Genomic DNA, 17,319 nt, shown 5'->3' on the forward strand with positions numbered 1-17,319 from the left:
TTCTCGGCGGGAGGCTCAGCCCTGGCCCCGTCGGGGCCTGATGGTCCGTCCTGTGTTCCGTTCTCGAGAGGAATCACCGTGTCCCGTCCCTTCCTTGCCGGCCTCGGGCTGGCAGCCGCGGCGGCGAGCGCCGTCGTCGCGGTCCCCACCGCCGCGCACGCCGTCTCCGGCGACGTCGTCATCAGCGAGGTGTACGGCGGCGGAGGCAACTCCGGCGCGCCGTACCGCTCGGACTTCGTGGAGCTGATCAACACCGGTTCCGCGTCGGTCAGCGTCACCGGCTGGAGCGTGCAGTACGCCAGCGCGTCCGGCACCACCTGGAGCCGCACCGCGCTGAGCGGCTCGATCGCCGCGGGAGCGACGTACCTGGTGCAGCTGGCGACCGGCACGACCGGCAGCGCGCTGCCGACGCCGCAGGCCACCGGCACCACCAACCTGAGCGCGACCTCGGGCAAGGTCGCGCTGGTCACCACCAACACCACGCTGACCTGCGGCGCGACCTGCCACAGCGCCTCCGGCGTCAAGGACTACGTCGGCTACGGCACCGCGACCGACTTCGAGGGCGCCGCCGCACCGGCGGGCTCGAACACCGCCTCGGTGACGCGGACGGTCGCCGACACCGACCACAACAGCACCGACTTCGCGGCGGCCGCCCCGACGCCCGGCACCTCGATCCTCGGCAGTGGTGGCGGCACCTCGTGCACCGGCACCCAGATCCACACCATCCAGGGCGCCTCGCAGCTCGCCACCACCGGCTCGGTCTCCGGCGTCGCCGGCATCGTCACCGGCGTGGGCCCGGCCGGGTTCTTCCTCGAGGAGCCGACCGCCTGCCAGGACACCAGCGTCGCGACTTCGGAGGGCATCTACGTCTACACCTCGTCGGCACCCACGGTGGCCGTCGGCGACTCGGTCAAGGTCGCGGGCACGGTCAGCGAGTACCGCTCGGGCGGCACGACCACGGCCAACCTCACCAGCACCGAGATCACCGCGCCGACGGTGACGAAGGTGTCCTCGGGCAACCCCCTGCCGGCTCCTGTGACCGTCGGCGCCGGATCGGCGTCCGCGGACCGGATCGTGCCCTCGACGGTCATCGAGAACGACTCCAGCGGCAACGTCGAGACCTCCAACACCTTCGACCCCGCGAGCGACGGCCTCGACTTCTGGGAGTCGCTGGAGGACATGCGCGTGACGATCCTCGGCGCGCAGGTGGTCGGCCCGACCAGCACGGCGTACGGCGAGACCCCGATCGTGCCCAACGGCGCCGGCACCCGTACGCCGCGCGGCGGGATCCAGCTGACGGCGAGCGACCCGAACCCCGAGCGGATCGTCGTGTCCGACCTGCTCGCACCGTCGGCCGTCGCGAACGTCGGCGACGGCTTCGGCAACCTGACCGGCGTCGTCGACTACGGCTTCGGCACCTACGACCTCGAGCCGTCGGCGACCCCGTCGGTCACCCACGGCGGCCTCACGGCCGAGTCCACGACCGCGGCCACCTCCGGCCAGCTCGCGGCGGCGACGTTCAACGTCGAGAACCTCGACCCGACCGACCCGCAGACCAAGTTCGACGGGCTGGCCGCGCAGCTGGTGAGCAACCTGAAGTCGCCCGACCTGGTCTCCCTGGAGGAGATCCAGGACAACGACGGCGCCACCGACGACGGCGTGGTGGCCTGTGACCAGACGATGGCCAAGCTGATCGCGGCCATCTCGGCGGCCGGCGGGCCGGCGTACTCGTGGACCTCGATCGACCCGCAGAACGACACCGACGGCGGCGAGCCGGGCGGCAACATCCGGCAGGTCTTCATGTACCGCACCGACCGGGGCCTCTCGTTCACGGGTCGGGGCGCTCCGACGTACAGCACGAACGCGACGCTGTCCGGCACCGGCTCCTCGACCACCCTCGTCACCAACCCGTCGCGGATCCAGCCCACCAACTCGGCGTGGAGCTCCTCGCGCAAGCCGCTGGTCGGGCAGTTCAGCTGGAACGGGAAGTCGCTCTTCGTCATCGCCAACCACTTCAACTCCAAGGGCGGCGACGACCCGGACTTCGGCAAGGACCAGCCGCCGGTGCACTCCTCGGAGACGCAGCGCCACAACCAGGCCTCCCTGGTGCGCACCTTCACCGACAGCCTGCTCGCCGCGGACCCGAACGCGCGGGTCGTGGTGATGGGTGACCTCAACGACTACGAGTTCAGCCAGACCGCGGACATCCTCGTGGGGTCCGGGACGACCGCGCTCAACGACCTGCCGCGCACGCTGCCGGCCAACGAGCGCTACACCTACGACTACCAGGGCAACAGCCAGGTGCTCGACCACATCCTGCTGTCCCCCGCGCTGTCGACGTTCAGCTACGACGTGGTGCACGCGAACAGCGAGTTCTCCACGCAGATGTCGGACCACGACCCGTCGGTGGTGCGGCTGACCTTCTGATCGGGTGTCGTGGGGTGGGCCGTGTGATCGGCCCGCCCCACGGCCGCTCTACCCTCGCGTCATGACCTCACCCTCCCGGTCCGAGCGCCTCCTCGATGCCCAGGTGGCCTGGCTCGTCGGTCAGCTGACCGGCCCCGAGGCCGCGGCCGTGATCGGGAGCGACGTGCGCGCCCTGCTCGACGCGGAGGCGCGCATCCCGCTCAGCAGGGTCCTCGGCGTGGAGGACGCGAAGCGAGCCGTCCGCACGCTGCTCGAGGTGGCGCCCGCGAGCACGGGCGCCAGCACGATCGTCGAGCTCCTGGCCGACGTCGCGTACGCCGGTCCGGCGTCGTCGTACCGGCTGAGCGAGGTGGTGGCGCGCGAGGACGTCGAGCGGATCACCGACGAGGCGCTGGCCCACACCGACGTCGTACGCCGCCTGCTCGACGACGTGAGCGCCAGCCCGCTGGCCGCGGGCCTGGCGTCGCGGTTCGTGGGCCGGCTGGTCAACGAGATGCTGCAGTCCAACCGCGCGGTCGCCGAGAAGGTGCCCGGGGTGGGCGCCCTGATGGCCCTCGGCCTCGGCGCCGCCGGAGCGGTCGCGGGAGCGGCGTCGGGCTCGATCGACGCGGTGCTCGGCGACGTCACCGCCAAGGGCGCGGCGCTCGCGGCCAAGCGCCTGAACCGGGTCCTGGTCGACACCCTCTCCGACCCCGCGGCCCGCGCCGCCGTGCTCGAGGTCTACGACCTCTACGCCGATCACCCGATCCCCCACCTGCACGACGTCACCACCCGCAAGGAGGTACGCCGGATCGCCGGCCTCGCGCAGGACGTCGCCATTGACGCCGCCACCCGGCCGCCCGTCCTGGAGCTCGCCGACGCGGTGGTGACGGCGTTCTGGGGTGTCTACGGCGAGCACCCGGCCTCGGCACTGCTCGTCGACCTCGGCATCGACCGCGACGTGGCCGTCACGGAGGCCACCAGGGTCGCGGCCGAGGCGCTGGCCGCCGCCCATGAGAACGGCGACCTCGAGCGGATCCTGCGCGAGCGGCTCGCGCCCTTCTACGCCTCGGCCGAGGTGGCCGCGATCCTCGAGGGCTGACCCTCGTCGATCTCGGCGATCTCGCCGAGCTCGCCGCCCAGCGGGATCGCGCACCAGGGCTCGGCGATCGGCGTCTCCCCCCGCCAGCCGGTGCGGACCAGGGTGACCTCGTCGGCCAGCCACGGGCTGCTGTACCAGTGGGTGAGCTGGCCCAGCCGGTGCTCGATGGCCGAGCCGTGGTTGTCCTCGTCGAGCCGGGCGAGGACCACGCCGTGCCGGAACACCCGGCGATCGACGTAGATCCCCCTCGCCTCGGCGAGCCGCGACACCGCGCCGGCCGTCGCCGCGACCCGGTCGACCTCGCCGCGCAGGTCGGCGACGACCAGGTCGCCGTCGATGCGCGGGCCCACCAGGGCGACCGCGCAGCCGGGCAGCTCCGCCGTACCGTGCTCGAGGACCGTCCGCAGGGTCTCGGCGACGTCGTTGGTCACATTGCCGAACCGCGCCAGCACGACCTCGAGGTCGTCGGGCAGCGTCGGGCGCAGGCCCACACTCGCGAGCTGGCCGCACACCAGGCGCAGCTGCTCACGGACCTCCACCGACGGGACGAAAGTTGCGCGCAGGAACATCCGACACCTCCGGGACCTCTCATCGGCCGCCGCCCACGTCACCTGAGTCGCCTCCGCCGGGGATTGCGCGCGGACCGACCGGGAACAGGACAGCACCCGAGGAGAGGAGACAGCTCATGTCCGAACCGCAGCGGTACGAGCCCGACGACACCGATCCCGAGGCCAGTGTCGAGGACATCGACCCGGAGGCCAGCGCCGACGAGACCGACCCGGAGCAGGCGGTCGAGGAGCCGGAGGACGAGGCCCTGGAGGAGTCCTTCCCCGGGAGCGACCCGCCGGCGACCTGGGCCGGCCCCGACGACACGGAGTGAGCAGCTCCCCGGGTTGGAATCGAACCAACGAAAACCAGATTCAAAGTCTGGCCGCCCGTGCCAGCAGAGCAACCGGGGAAGGTGGGCTCAAGGCTAGGACATGGGGCCGGCGGGACCGATATGCGGCCGATCTACGTAGATCAGCCGATGCGACCCGCGCCCGGGACCGGCAGCGTTGGCCGCGCCGCCGGTCCCGGCGGCGCGAGCATCCACCTCGGGAGAGCCTCCATGAAACCCCTGCAACTCCGTGTCCTCGCCGGTGCGCTCCTCGCGCTCCTGACGACCCTCACCACACTGACGCACCTGCCGGCCGCGACCGCGACCGCGGCGACGGCGGACGGCTGCCCGGGCGTCAACGGCGACTACGCCGGCCCCGGGCCCTTCGGTGTCACCACCGAGGCCGGCGACAGCGCGCACACCGTCTACCGCCCGACGAACCTCGGCCGGCAGGGCTGCACCAGCCACCCGGTGATCATCTGGGGCAACGGCACCTACGCCACGCCCTCGGTCTACGCCGGGCTCCTCAAGCACCTCGCCTCCGAGGGCTTCATCGTGGTCGCCGCCAACACCACGCAGTCCGGGAGCGGTCAGGAGATGCTGGCTGGCATCGACTGGATCACCGAGAAGAACTCCGACCCGAGCAGCATCTACTACCAGAAGGTCGACCTCGCCCACATCGGCGCGTCCGGCCACTCCCAGGGCGGCGGCGGTGCCGTCAACGCCGGCGCCGACCCGCGCGTGGACGCCGTCGTACCGATCGAGCCGGGGCCGCAGGGATCGAACGCGGCGCTGCACGGCCCCACGCTGTGGCTGGCGGGCCAGAACGACAACATCGTCAACGCCAACCTGCTGGTCAAGCCCCGCTACGAGGCGACCGACCAGGTCGTCTCCGAGTACGGCCTGTTGGCCGGTGCCACGCACTTCACCGCGATCGGTGACGCGGGCGGCTTCCGCGGCCCCGTCACGGCCTGGTTCCGCTACTGGCTGATGGGCGACCAGGAGGCCGGCAGCGAGTTCTTCGGCCCCTCCTGCGGGGAGTGCACCTCGTCGGCCTGGGCCGACTTCGAGCGCAACGCGCGAGCCCTCGCCGTCGCCGGCTGAGCCCGTGCGGTCGGTCCCGGGGGGCGCCCGGGGCCGGCCGGCGGCTCAGCCGAGGGACGCCGGCAGGTTCTCCCAGCCCCGCAGGATCCGGGTCGACCGGCGCTCGGCACCGGGGAGCAGGCGGAGGTCGGGGAAGCGGTCGACCAGCGCTCGCATGCCTACCTCGCCCTCCATCCGCGCCAGGGAGGCGCCGAGGCAGTAGTGCCGGCCTGAGGAGAACGACACGTGGTCGTGGGCGTTCTCCCGCGCCACGTCGAAGCGGTCGGGGTCGGGGAAGACCTGCGGGTCGCGGTTCGCGCCGGCGAGCACCGTGGTCACGAGGGTGCCGCGCTTGACCGTCGTACCGGCGACGTCGGTGTCCTGGGAGCAGAAGCGGCCGGTGAGGAGCACCGGCGGGTCGTGGCGCAGGACCTCGTCGACGGCGTTCGGCCACAGGTCCGGGCGCTCGCGCAGCAGCGCGAGCTGGTCGGGGTGCTCGCAGAGCAGCGCGATGCCGTTGCTCAGCAGGTTGACGGTCGTCTCGAAGCCGGCGGCGAGGACCAGGCCGGCGATCGACCTCAGCTCGAGGTCGGTCAGCCCCACGCCCTCCTCGCGCGCGGCCACGAGCTTGCTGAGCAGGTCGTCGCCCGGGTTGCGGCGCAGCGACTCCAGGTGCGCGCCGAGCCAGGTGTCGAACTCCTCCAGCGCTGACTCCACCTCGCGGAACTGGCCCCAGGTCAGGCCGAGGTCCAGGCTCGGCGCGGCCGCCGCGCCGAACTCCAGGACGCGCTCCCGCTCGGACTCCGGGACGCCCAGGATCTCGGAGATGACCGTGACCGGGAGCAGCGCGCAGTAGCGCTCGACGAGATCCACCGGACCATCGGCGTGGGCGGCGAGATCGTCGAGGAGCGCGGAGGCGATCTCCTCGGTGCGGGTGCGCAGCGCGGCCACCGCCTTGACCGAGAAGACGCGGGTCACCAGCTTGCGGTAGCGGGTGTGGTCCGCCCCGTCGGTGACCAGCAGCGACGGCGGCGCGACCGGGTTGAGCACGTCGACCTGCGCCCACTGCGCGGCGCGCATCAGCCAGCCGGTCGCGGCGCTCGGCATCCCGGTGAGGAAGTCGGGGCTGTTGAGCACGGCCTTGACAGTGGCGTGGTCGACGGTCACCAGGCTGAAGGTCCCCTGGTACGTCGTGCCGTGGGACCGGACCTCGTCGAAGAGCTCGAGCACGGCACGGTGGTCGCCGCCCTTGGTCTCGCCGATGAGCCGGCCCTGGAGCTCGCCGCGCTTCGCCGAGCGGGTGATCATGACCCGCGCGATCCCGTGGTTGGTGAGCCAGCGGACCGGCTTCTTGACGGCGTGCTCGGCCCGGACCAGCGGCACGGCGGCCGCTCGTCGCGCCCCGCCGGCGTGGCTCGCGCCCTCGGACAGCTTCAACACCTCGACCACCCTCCCGGTACGTCGACGTACCGACTCGTCTGGTACCCGACCGTACCAACGCGGCGTCGCCGGGACAAGGGATTAGGGTGCGGAGCCATGACCGACCTGCTCAGCACCACGACCGGCTTCCGCGAGCGGCTGCTCGCCGGCCTGACCGCGGCGCTGGAGCAGCGGGAGTACCACGACGTCACGATCGCGGACATCGTCGGACAGGCCCGCACGTCCAAGCGGACCTTCTACGAGTACTTCGAGAGCAAGCAGGAGTGCTTCCTCGCCCTGGTCCGCGAGAACAACGAGCGCCGCCGCACCGAGGTCGCCGACGCCGTCGACCCGAGCGCGGACCGGCGCGTGCAGGTGCGGCAGGCGATCGAGGCGCTCTTCGCCTCCGTGCACGAGCGGCCGACGGTCTTCCTGCACTCCATGCGCGCGCTGCGCTCGCTGGGCGAGGAGGGACACGTGCTGGTGCGCCAGGACCTCGCCGCCTTCGTCGACCTGCTGCAGACCCTGAGCGACACCCCCGAGCTGCGCGCCGCGGGCATCACCCCGCCGACCCGAGAGGCCTCGATCGTCCTGGTCGGCGGCCTGCGCGAGCTGATCGCGCTCAGCCTCGAGGAGGGCCGGGACCCGGCGACCATGGTCGACGCCGCCACCGACGTCACGCTGTCGGTGCTCGAGCCGCGCTGACCGAATCCCTCGCGATCGCCCGCGCGCGAATCAAGCCTTCTGGCCCGCCGAATCAAGCCTTCTGGCCCGTCGAGATCGCGATCTCGGCGGGCCACAACGCTTGATTCGCGAGTTCTTTGGCGGGTGGGGGTCAGGCCAACAGGTCGCGACCGATCACGAGGCGCTGGATCTGGTTGGTGCCCTCGAAGATCTGGGTGACCTTGGCGTCGCGGAACAGCCGCTCCACCGGGTACTCCCGGGTGTAGCCGTTGCCGCCGAGCACCTGCACGGCATCGGTGGTGACGCGCATCGCGGCGTCGGTGGCGGTCAGCTTGGCGATCGAGGCCTGCCGGCTGAACGGGCGCCCGGCGTCCTTGAGCCGCGCCGCGTGGAGGTACGCCGCCCGCGCCCGCTCCACCTCGGCCGCCATGTCGGCGAGCAGGAACTGCAGGCCCTGGTTGTCGCCGATCGGGCGGCCGAACTGCACGCGCTCCCGGGCGTAGGTCACCGCGTGGGTCAGCGCCGCCTGGGCGATGCCGGTCGCCACCGCGGCGATGCCCAGCCGGCCGGCGTCCAGCGCCGAGAGCGCGACCTGCATGCCGCGGCCCTCCTCGCCGATCAACTGGGCGGCGGGGATCCGGGCGTCGTCGAACAGCACCTGGGTGGTGACGTCGCACGCGAGGCCCATCTTCTTCTCGGGGGCGCCGAAGCCCATCCCCGGCGTGCCGTCGGGCACCACGAAGGCGGACAGGCCGCGGGTGCGGTCCTCGCCGGTGCGGGCGAAGAGGATGTAGTAGTCGGCGCAGGAGCCGTTGGAGATCCACTGCTTGACGCCCTTGACGACGTAGTCGTCCCCGTCCGGGCGCGCCGAGGTGCGGATGCCGCTGACGTCGGACCCGGCCTGCGGCTCGGACAGGCAGTAGGCACCCAGCCACTCCCCCGACAGCATCCGCGGCAGCCACTCGGCGCGCATCGGCTCCGAGGCGTTGGCGGCGACCACCGTCGCGGTCAGGGCGTGCACCGAGGTGCCGACGCCGACGCTCGGCCACGCCGTCGCGATCTCCTCGAGGACCTGGAGGTAGACCTCGTAGGGCTGCGCGCCGCCGCCGTACTCCTCGGCGAAGGGCAGCGACAGCAGGCCCGCACGCCCCAGCGTCCGGTACGCCGCCTCCGGGAACTCCGCCCGCGCCTCGGCCTCCGCCGCCTTCGGCGCCAGCTCCTTGGTCGCGATCTCGCGGGCCAGGGCCAGCAGCTCCACGGCCTCCTCGGTCGGCAGCAGCCGGTCCACCTCAGTGCTCACCCGGCCACCCTAAGCGCGCGCGTCAGGGGTAGCGCAGGGGGACGTACCGGTCGACGATGAAGCGACCGGTCGGCTCGAGGCTCACGCCCTGGATCCCGACCGGACGGGCGTCGCGGTAGGTGATCAGCGCGACGCCGGCGGTACGCCGCAGCTGCGACCCGAGCGCGACCGCGAACGCCGCGCCACCGGTCGTGCCGACCGTGAAGGTGTAGCCGACGTGCCCGTCGGGCGCGGCGACGCGGATCGGCCCCACCTCCACGTGGATGTGCCCGGCGAGGACCAGGTCGACGCACCCGCGGTCGAGCGCGACCCGGCCGATGTTGGGGTCGTGCACCACCAGGGTGGTGATCCGGTCCCCCGCCGCCGCGAAGGCGCAGACCTGGTCGGCGAGCTGCCGCCGCGCGTTCAGGTACGTCGGCCCGTGCATGTCGCCCCAGTTGCCCAGGCCGCTGGATCGCGGGTCGTCGGCGCCGAAGATCCGCGATCCGGCAGGCCCGTCGAGCACCCGGTCGGAGAAGTAGGTCCAGCCACGGGAGCTCAGGTAGGACCGCACGAACGTCCCGTGGTCGTGGTTGCCGGCGACCGCCCAACGGTGCCGCATCCCCGAGAACGTCTCCGCGAGGGAGTCCATCGAGAACGTCTCCCAGGTCTGCCCGGCGGACGTGTCGTCGCCCGCGTCGATGACCTCGGTCGCCCCGCCGGCGTCGCCGATCGCCCGGGCGACGGCGTCCATCGGCGTGTTGTCGTGGCGGTCGGCCACCAGCAGGACGACCGTGTCGCCCTCGGCCGGCCCGTGCAGTTGCAGGCCGGCCGCGCGCACCCGCGCAGCGGAGAAGAAGTCCAGCCCGGCGTGGTAGGCGCGGATCGCGCTCTGCAGGAGCGCCCGCGTCCCCCGGGTCGTGGTGTCGGCGAGGAGCTCGATCCCGCGGGCCTGCGGTGGCAGGTCCACCTGCGGGCCGACGTAGTCCTGCAGCGAGATCCAGTGCTGCGACGCCCGGTCGTCGTCGTGCCACCGCCACGGCTGGGTGGCGCCGGCCGCGACCAGCACCAGGACCAGGACGGTGGCCAGGCCGGACCGGCTGCGCGCCCGCGCCCGGAGCTCCGCCCGCCGGTCCCGTCCGACGGCGCCCCACAGCAGCAGCGGCAGCACCGCCAGCGCCCCACCACGGAGCAGGGCCGCGAGGGCCATCGAGCGGACCGCCCGGCGTACGACCGCGATCTGGGCGCCGGGGTCGGTGGCGATGGCGGCGTACCGCTGGGTGAGGGCGTTGACCGAGGCGGCGTCGGTCTTCCCCAGCTCGATGCGTACGCCGATCCGCGACCCCGACGCGGCACGGACGTCGGGCAGCACCGGTCCGGTGTGCACGACGACCTGGCCGCTGAGATCGGGCGACACGACCGACTCATGGCTCGCGACCTGGATGGTCCGCGAGGACCCCAGGAACAGCGGCACCGTGATGCCGACGGCCAGCACCAGCCAGGCCACGGCGTACCCCGCCCAGCGGCGCAGCCGCGGCCACGTCACCCAGGAGCGGGGCGGGGGGATCAGGCGCGCGCCTCCGCGACGGCGTACAGCACGACCGAGGCGGCGACACCGGCGTTGAGCGACTCCAGGATGCCGGCCATCGGGATCGAGACGAGGCGGTCGCAGGTCTCGGCGACGAGACGGGACAGGCCGTCACCCTCGGAGCCGACGACGAGCACCAGCGGGCCCGTGACCAGCTCGCGGTCGGCCACCATCTCGGGCAGGGTCAGGTCGCCGTCGGCGGCCAGGCCCACCACGAAGCAGCCCGCCTCCTGGTAGGCCTTGAGCTGCCGGGTCAGGTTGACCGCCTGCGCGACCGGGACGCGGGCCGCGGCGCCGGCCGAGGTCTTCCAGGCCGACGCCGTCATCGACGCCGCGCGGCGCTCGGGGATCACGACGCCGTGGGCGCCGAACCCGGCGGCGGACCGCACGATCGCGCCGAGGTTGCGGGGGTCGGTCACCTGGTCGAGCACGACGATGAGCGGCGACTCCTTGCCCTGCTCGGCGCGGTCGAGCAGGTCGTCCGGGTGGGCGTACTCGTACGCCGGCACCTTGGCCGCGATGCCCTGGTGGACCGCCTCGGAGGTGATCCGGTCCAGCTCGCGCCGGGTGGTCTCCATCAGGCCGATGCCCTTCTCGGCGCACAGCCGGAAGGCCTCACGGGTGCGGCCGTCGCGCTCGATGCCCTCGGCGACGTACACGGCGGTCACCGGGACGCCCTCGCGCAGCGCCTCGACGACGGGGTTGCGCCCGACGATCCACTCGGCGTCGCCGGTCTGGCGGCGGCGCGGCTTCTTCGCCTCGGCTCGCTCCTTGGCGGCCGCGATCTTGTGCGCCTTGTGGTACGGCCTGTCGACCGCTTTGGGGGTCGGGCCCTTGCCCTCCAGGCCGCGCCGGACGTTGCCGCCGGTGCCGCCGACGACCTTCTTGCTGCTCTTGCGGGTCGCGCCGCGGCGCGATGAATTGCCAGCCATCAGGAGAGGCTCCACTTCGGTCCATCGGGGGTGTCGGTGATCTCGATGCCGGCGGCCTTGAGCTGGTCGCGCACGGCGTCGGCCGCCGCCCAGTCCTTGGCCGCACGCGCTGCCGCGCGCTGGTCGAGAAGGCCGCGGACGAGGGCGTCCACGGCGTCGGTGAGCTTGTCGTCGGCGCTGACGGCCGGGCCCCAGGCGGGGTCGGCGGGGTTCAGGCCGAGCACGTCGAGCATGGCGACGACCGAGCCGGCGATGGCCGAGACGTCCTCGCCGGCGGCCAGCAGCCGGTTGCCCTCGCGCACAGTGTCGTGCAGGACGGCGACCGCGCCCGGCGTACCGAGGTCGTCGTCCATGGCGGCCGCGAACGCGTCCGGGACGGAGGTGGCGACCGCGTCCACGCGCTCCAGGAAGTTCTCGATCCGCCGGAATCCCGTGGCGGCCTCGTCCAGCGCGTCGAAGCTGAACTCCACGTGCGAGCGGTAGTGCGCGGCGACCAGGTAGTAGCGCAGCTCGATGCCGCGGTACCGCTCGAGCACCGACGGGATGGTGAGCGAGTTGCCGAGCGACTTCGACATCTTCTCGCCGGCGGTGGTGATCCACGCGTTGTGCATCCAGTACGACGCGAACGGCCGCCCGGCCGCGCGCGACTGGGCCTGCTCGTTCTCGTGGTGCGGGAAGCGCAGGTCCAGGCCGCCGCCGTGGATGTCGAAGGCCGGGCCGAGGTACTTGCCGGCCATCGCCGAGCACTCGATGTGCCAGCCGGGCCGGCCGGGACCCCACGGGGACGGCCAGGCGGCGGTCTCCGGCTCGGTCTCCTTCTTCCAGCCCTTCCACAGCGCGAAGTCGCGGGGGTCCTTCTTGCCCCGCGGGTCCGCGTCCGCGGCGGCCTCCATGTCGTCGACGCCCTGGTGGGTCAGCTCGCCGTACGCCGGCCACGACCGCACGTCGAAGTAGACGTCGCCCGACCCGTCGGCCGCGGCGTAGGCGTGCCCGCGCTCGATCAGCTCGCCGATCAGCTCGATCATCTCGGGGACGTGGCCGGTGGCGGCCGGCTCGTAGGTCGGCGGCGCCACGTTGAGGGCGGCGTACGCGGCGGTGAGCTCGCGGTGCATCGCGTAGGCGAGGTTGTACCAGGGGCGGCCCTGCTCGGCCGCCTTCGCCAGGATCTTGTCGTCGATGTCGGTCGTGTTGCGGATGAACGTGACGTCGTAGCCGGAGTGGCGGAGCCACCGCTGCAGCACGTCGAAGTTCACCCCGGAGCGCACGTGGCCCACGTGCGGCTCGCTCTGGACCGTCAGACCGCAGACGTACAGCGAGGCCCTGCCCGGTTGCAGGGGCACGAACGCACGCACCTCGCGGGTAGCAGTGTCATAGAGCCGGAACGTCACCGGTCGAGTCTAGGGTGAGGTGATGCGCAGTGCCGTTTCCTCAATCGCCACCGTCGCTCTCGCTCTCGGGGTCCTCTCCGGCTGCGGCGCCCGCCCGCACGACTCGCTCGGGCTCGCCGCCGCAGCCCCGCGGCTCATCGACCTGCACTCCTGGGACACCTCGGCCGCGCTCGGCAACGGGACGCTCGACGGCCTGGTCGTCCGCGACGGCCGGCTGGTCTTCGCCGGCGGCACCGGCACCCGCTGGCTCGGCGGCAAGCGGTACGACGCCGCGACGTGGACCTCCAACTGGCGGCGGCCCGGCTTCTCCTTCACCCGGCTGATCGCCTCCTGGGTGGCCCGCACCCCGGGCGACAGCTGGCTCGACGTGCAGGTCCGAGGCCGCACGGCCGCCGGGGCCGCGACGTCCTGGGACACGCTGGCCCGCTGGGCGTCGGGAGACCGCTACGTCACCCGCACCTCGCTCGGCTCCCAGACCGACGACGGCACCACGGTGAACGTCGACACCTGGCAGACGGCCGGGCTGGCGTCGTACCAGCTGAAGATGTCGCTGATGCGCCGCACCGGCACCACCGCCACCCCCGATGTCGACCTGGTCGCCGGCATGACCTCGTCGCTGCCCGCGACCGCCGGCCCGACGTCGACGCCCGGCCCGGGCGCCGGGAAGGTCCTCGCCGTGCCGCGCTACTCCCAGATGGTCCACCAGGGCGAGTACCCGCAGTGGGGTGGCGGCGGGGAGGCGTGGTGCTCGCCGACCTCGACCAGCATGGTGCTCGGCTACTACGGCAAGCTCCCGCGCCCGACCGCCTACGCCTGGGTGGACAAGTCGTACGCCGCCCCCTGGGTCGACTTCGCCGCCCGCTCCACCTTCGACACCCGGTACGACGGCACCGGCAACTGGCCCTTCAACACCGCGTACGCCGGCCAGCGGGCCGGCACGGCGTTCGTGACCCGGCTGCGGAGCCTGCGCGAGGCCGGCCGGTTCATCGCGGCGGGGATCCCGCTGGTGGTGAGCGTGGCGTTCGGGCCGGGCGAGCTGACCGGCTCCCCGATCCGTGCCTCCAACGGCCACCTCATCGTCATCGTCGGCTTCACCCGCACCGGCGACGTGGTCGTCAACGACCCCGCCGCGTCGACGGACGCGGGCGTGCGCCGCACCTACGACCGCGCCCAGTTCGAGCGGATCTGGCTGAACGCGTCGGGCGGGACGGCGTACGTCATCCGCGACGCCGCGCACCCGCTGCCCGCGGGCGACTGGACCAACTGGTAGCCCGCGCGGAGGCGTCGGAAGCGCCTCGCGGAGCGTCGGTGTGGCGCTTCCGACGCCTCGGCAAGGGCGATGAGCGCGCGGCATCGCCTTCCTGGCCGGGCGCCGCCCGGCCTTGATCGTCCCTATGACTCCACAGCAGCCGACATCGCGCCGGTGTCCGGGCCTGCCTCATCACGCGAGGTCCCGGAATCGATCAACTTCATAGACGATCTCCGGTTCTCCCAGTTGTTGTGGTTGGTCACACGAGGGCGATGAGCTGCGGCAGGCCCTCGGTGACCAGACGCTGCAGGTCCTCGCGGGTCATCGTCTGGGGGTCCTCGCACCAGGCCAGGACGAGGTTCTCGACCATGGCCTGCCAGCCGCGGATCACCATCCGCACCGCGGGCGTGTCCCGCAGGTCGATGGTCGGCGCCTCGACGAAGAACCGGTCCCCCATCGCCTCGAAGGTCTCGCTGTAGATGGCGCGCATCGCCTCGTTGCCGCCCGCGGCGGCCGCGACCAGGGAGCGGTAGCCCCGTTCGTTGGCGATCACGTAGTCGATGTAGGCCGTGATCGACCCGGCCAGCCGCTCCAGTGGGTCGTCGCCGGGCGGGGGCGCCGTCTGCGCGTAGAGGTCGTCGGCGGCGTACCTCACCACGGCCTCGCGGTAGCCCTGCAGGCCGTCGAAGTAGTGGTAGATCAGGCCGCGGGAGACGCCGGCCTCCTCGATGACCAGGTCGATCGAGATCTCCTCGATGGTGCGGGAGCTGAACAGCCGCACCCCCAGCTCGATCAGCCGCGTCCGGCGCTCCTGCGGCGTCAACCGGGTGCGCGGCGTGTCGGTACTCACGGGGACCACTCTATTGACACTTGTTCAATAAGCGCAATACCGTCCTCCCCATGCCCACTCCCACGACCACGCAGGTCGACCACCTCATCGTCGGCGCCGGCTTCGCCGGGCTCTGTGCCGCGATCAAGCTGGACCAGGCCGGCGAGCGCGACTTCGTCGTCATCGAGAAGGACACCGAGGTCGGCGGCACCTGGCACGCCAACACCTACCCCGGTGCCGCGTGCGACGTCCCGAGCCACCTCTACTCCTTCTCGTTCGCGCCGAACCCGGAGTGGTCCTCGCACTACTCCCCCCAGCCCGAGATCAAGGCGTACGTCGACAAGGTGGCCGCCGAGTCCGGCGTGCTCGACCGGGTGGTGCTGAACACCGCGGTGCAGGACGCGCGCTGGGACGAGGCCGAGCAGCGCTGGCTGGTCTCGACCACCTCGGGCGACTACGCGGCCCGGACGCTGATCTCCGGCAGCGGCGGCCTGTCCGAGCCCCGAATGCCCGACATCGACGGCATCGACGGGTTCGCGGGCGAGATCTTCCACTCGGCCCGCTGGAACCACGACGTCGACCTGACCGGCAAGCGCGTCGCCGTGATCGGCACCGGCGCCTCCGCGATCCAGATCGTGCCCGAGCTGCAGAGGATCGCCGGCCACGTCGACGTCTACCAGCGCACCCCGAACTGGATCATCCCGCGCAACGAGCACCGCTACACCGATCGGCAGAAGGCGGTCTTCCGCCGCGTGCCGCTCGCCCAGCGCGCCTACCGCGCCTTCATCTACGCCACCCTCGAGGCCCGCGCGCCGGCGTTCACCCGCTTCCCCGCGCTCCAGGCCGCGACCGAGCGGATGGTGCGCGGCAACATCGCCCGCGGCATCAAGGACGACCCCGAGCTGGTCGCGAAGGTGACCCCCGACTACCGGGCCGGCTGCAAGCGGATCCTGATCTCCAACCGCTGGTACCCCGCGCTCGCCGCCGACAACGTCGACCTGCTGACCGACGGCATCGCCTCGATCACGCCCACCGGCGTGGTCGACCGCAACGGGGTCGAGCGCGAGGTCGACGCGATCGTCGTCGCCACCGGCTTCTACGTCACCGAGCCGCCGATCGCCCAGCACGTCACCGGCCGCGACGGCCGCACCCTGGCCGACCTGTGGGACGGCGCCGGCATGGCGGCGTACAAGGGGACCACGATCCACGGCTTCCCCAACCTGTTCCAGCTGGTCGGCCCGAACACGGCCCTCGGCCACAGCTCGATGATCTTCATCATCGAGTCGCAGGTGAAGTACGTCGTCGAGGCGGTCAAGGCGATGCGCCGCGGGGGTCACGCGGTCATCGAGCCGACCGCCGAGGCGCAGGCGGGCTGGACCGCCCGGATCCGCGAGCGGATGAAGCCGACCGTGTGGCAGACCGGCGGCTGCGCGTCGTGGTACCTCGACAAGTTCGGCAACAACACCACGCTCTGGCCGGGCCAGACGTTCACGTTCCGGCGCCACCTCTCGGCCTTCGACGCCGACCAGTACCTTGTACAGCCTGTCCAGGAGAAGGAAGCAGTGATCGCATGAAGTCCCTGAAAGACAAGGTCGTCGTCATCACCGGTGCCGGCTCCGGCATCGGCCGCGCCCTCGCCATCAACATCGCCGGCAAGGGCGGCCACCTGGCGCTCTCCGACGTCAACGAGGCCGGGCTCGCCGAGACCAGGGTGCTCGCCGAGAAGGCCGGCGCGACCCAGGTGCGCACCGACCGGCTCGACGTGGCCGACCGGGCCGCCTTCGCGTCGTACGCCGCCGCCGTCGCCGAGGAGTTCGGCCGGGTCAACGTGATCATCAACAACGCCGGCGTGGCGCTGTCGGGTGACCTGAACGACCTGACCTACGAGGACATGGACTGGATCGTCGGCATCAACTTCTGGGGTGTCGTCCACGGCACCAAGGAGTTCCTGCCGCACCTGATCGCCTCCGGCGACGGCCACGTGGTCAACCTGTCCTCGCTGTTCGGGCTGCTCGCGATGCCCGGCCAGAGCGCCTACAACGCCACCAAGTTCGCGGTGCGCGGCATGTCGGAGGCGCTGCGCGAGGAGATGCTCATCGCCGGGCACCCGGTCGGCGTGACCGTCGTCCACCCGGGCGGCATCAAGACCGCCATCGCCCGCAACGCCCGCGTCTCCGACAAGGAGGACAAGGCCGCCACGGCGAAGCTGTTCGACGAGAAGCTCGCCAAGATGACCCCCGAGCGCGCCGCCGAGATCATCGTCAACGGCATCCTCAAGAACCGGGCCCGGGTGCTGGTCGGTCTGGACGCGCACGCCCTGCACAACTTCCAGAAGTTCACCGGCTCGCGCTACGAGGACATCGTCGCGAAGGTCTCGAAGCGGATCCTGCCGGCCAAGGCGAAGGCCGTCTGACCGCGCACCGGACCAACGCAGAGGGGCCCTCCCGGCACATCGTGCCGGGAGGGCCCCTCTGGCGTTCGCG

The 17,319-nt window shown here is 72.2% G+C and carries 15 protein-coding genes and 1 tRNA gene; 8 read left to right on the top strand and 8 right to left on the bottom strand.

From position 1 onward, the window contains the following. The first annotated feature begins 78 nt into the window (after positions 1 to 78). Both ACYU8V_RS19055 and ACYU8V_RS19060 read left to right on the top strand, forming a co-directional pair. Complete coding sequence (locus tag ACYU8V_RS19055; protein ID WP_460849579.1) at positions 79 to 2,427, top strand: lamin tail domain-containing protein; 2,349 nt, start codon at positions 79 to 81, stop codon at positions 2,425 to 2,427. A gap of 61 nt (positions 2,428 to 2,488) precedes the next feature. Next, positions 2,489 to 3,508 (top strand): hypothetical protein, encoded by a 1,020-nt coding sequence (locus ACYU8V_RS19060; RefSeq protein ID WP_460849580.1) that lies wholly within the window; start codon positions 2,489 to 2,491, stop codon positions 3,506 to 3,508. On the opposite strand, the gene ACYU8V_RS19065 is transcribed toward ACYU8V_RS19060, so the two are convergent. Then, positions 3,469 to 4,077: a 2'-5' RNA ligase family protein gene (locus ACYU8V_RS19065; RefSeq protein ID WP_460849582.1), complete on the bottom strand. Its 609-nt coding sequence runs from the start codon at positions 4,075 to 4,077 to the stop codon at positions 3,469 to 3,471. The two genes, ACYU8V_RS19060 and ACYU8V_RS19065, sit on opposite strands and share 40 nt — an antisense overlap. Before the next feature lie 116 nt (positions 4,078 to 4,193). Between ACYU8V_RS19065 and ACYU8V_RS19070 the strand changes: the two genes are divergently transcribed. Beyond that, entirely contained in the window at positions 4,194 to 4,388 is a 195-nt protein-coding gene (locus ACYU8V_RS19070; RefSeq protein ID WP_460849584.1) for a hypothetical protein, read from the top strand. A 4-nt stretch (positions 4,389 to 4,392) separates the two neighbouring features. Here the strand turns inward: ACYU8V_RS19070 and ACYU8V_RS19075 are convergent. Continuing rightward, positions 4,393 to 4,467, bottom strand: a tRNA-Gln gene (locus tag ACYU8V_RS19075). A gap of 149 nt (positions 4,468 to 4,616) precedes the next feature. Here ACYU8V_RS19075 and ACYU8V_RS19080 point away from each other — a divergent pair. Continuing rightward, on the top strand, positions 4,617 to 5,489 hold the full coding sequence (locus ACYU8V_RS19080; protein WP_460849586.1) for a poly(ethylene terephthalate) hydrolase family protein: 873 nt from the start codon (positions 4,617 to 4,619) through the stop codon (positions 5,487 to 5,489). Positions 5,490 to 5,534: 45 nt separating this feature from the next. Here the strand turns inward: ACYU8V_RS19080 and ACYU8V_RS19085 are convergent, their stop codons facing one another. Further along, the gene (locus ACYU8V_RS19085; protein WP_460849588.1) at positions 5,535 to 6,908 is read right to left on the bottom strand and encodes a cytochrome P450; all 1,374 of its coding nucleotides are present in this window, start codon (positions 6,906 to 6,908) and stop codon (positions 5,535 to 5,537) included. A 96-nt stretch (positions 6,909 to 7,004) separates the two neighbouring features. Here ACYU8V_RS19085 and ACYU8V_RS19090 point away from each other — a divergent pair, with 96 nt between their 5' ends. Then, positions 7,005 to 7,592, top strand: a complete 588-nt coding sequence (locus ACYU8V_RS19090; RefSeq protein WP_460849589.1) for a TetR/AcrR family transcriptional regulator — start codon at positions 7,005 to 7,007, stop codon at positions 7,590 to 7,592. Between the two features lie 130 nt (positions 7,593 to 7,722). Here ACYU8V_RS19090 and ACYU8V_RS19095 read toward each other — a convergent pair whose 3' ends face one another. From ACYU8V_RS19095 to cysS, 4 genes are read right to left on the bottom strand one after another with little or no spacing between them, the layout of a single operon-like run. Continuing rightward, entirely contained in the window at positions 7,723 to 8,871 is a 1,149-nt protein-coding gene (locus ACYU8V_RS19095) for an acyl-CoA dehydrogenase family protein (RefSeq protein WP_460849590.1), read from the bottom strand. Positions 8,872 to 8,893: 22 nt separating this feature from the next. Then, positions 8,894 to 10,396: a metallophosphoesterase gene (locus ACYU8V_RS19100; RefSeq protein ID WP_460849592.1), complete on the bottom strand. Its 1,503-nt coding sequence runs from the start codon at positions 10,394 to 10,396 to the stop codon at positions 8,894 to 8,896. Between the two features lie 20 nt (positions 10,397 to 10,416). Beyond that, the gene (gene rlmB, locus ACYU8V_RS19105) at positions 10,417 to 11,370 is read right to left on the bottom strand and encodes a 23S rRNA (guanosine(2251)-2'-O)-methyltransferase RlmB (RefSeq protein ID WP_460849595.1); all 954 of its coding nucleotides are present in this window, start codon (positions 11,368 to 11,370) and stop codon (positions 10,417 to 10,419) included. Further along, positions 11,370 to 12,758: a cysteine--tRNA ligase gene (gene cysS, locus ACYU8V_RS19110; RefSeq protein ID WP_460849597.1), complete on the bottom strand. Its 1,389-nt coding sequence runs from the start codon at positions 12,756 to 12,758 to the stop codon at positions 11,370 to 11,372. Before cysS ends, rlmB begins: the two co-directional genes overlap by 1 nt. Positions 12,759 to 12,780: 22 nt before the next feature. Between cysS and ACYU8V_RS19115 the strand changes: the two genes are divergently transcribed. Continuing rightward, positions 12,781 to 14,028 (top strand): C39 family peptidase, encoded by a 1,248-nt coding sequence (locus ACYU8V_RS19115; protein WP_460849599.1) that lies wholly within the window; start codon positions 12,781 to 12,783, stop codon positions 14,026 to 14,028. A 238-nt stretch (positions 14,029 to 14,266) separates the two neighbouring features. Here ACYU8V_RS19115 and ACYU8V_RS19120 read toward each other — a convergent pair whose 3' ends face one another. After that, complete coding sequence (locus ACYU8V_RS19120; RefSeq protein ID WP_460849601.1) at positions 14,267 to 14,857, bottom strand: TetR/AcrR family transcriptional regulator; 591 nt, start codon at positions 14,855 to 14,857, stop codon at positions 14,267 to 14,269. Positions 14,858 to 14,907: 50 nt separating this feature from the next. On the opposite strand from ACYU8V_RS19120, the gene ACYU8V_RS19125 reads away from it, so the two are divergent. Then, entirely contained in the window at positions 14,908 to 16,410 is a 1,503-nt protein-coding gene (locus ACYU8V_RS19125; protein ID WP_460849603.1) for a flavin-containing monooxygenase, read from the top strand. Then, complete coding sequence (locus ACYU8V_RS19130) at positions 16,407 to 17,249, top strand: SDR family NAD(P)-dependent oxidoreductase (RefSeq protein ID WP_460849605.1); 843 nt, start codon at positions 16,407 to 16,409, stop codon at positions 17,247 to 17,249. Before ACYU8V_RS19125 ends, ACYU8V_RS19130 begins: the two co-directional genes overlap by 4 nt. Positions 17,250 to 17,319 lie beyond the last annotated feature (70 nt).

This window comes from Nocardioides ultimimeridianus (assembly GCF_054777895.1).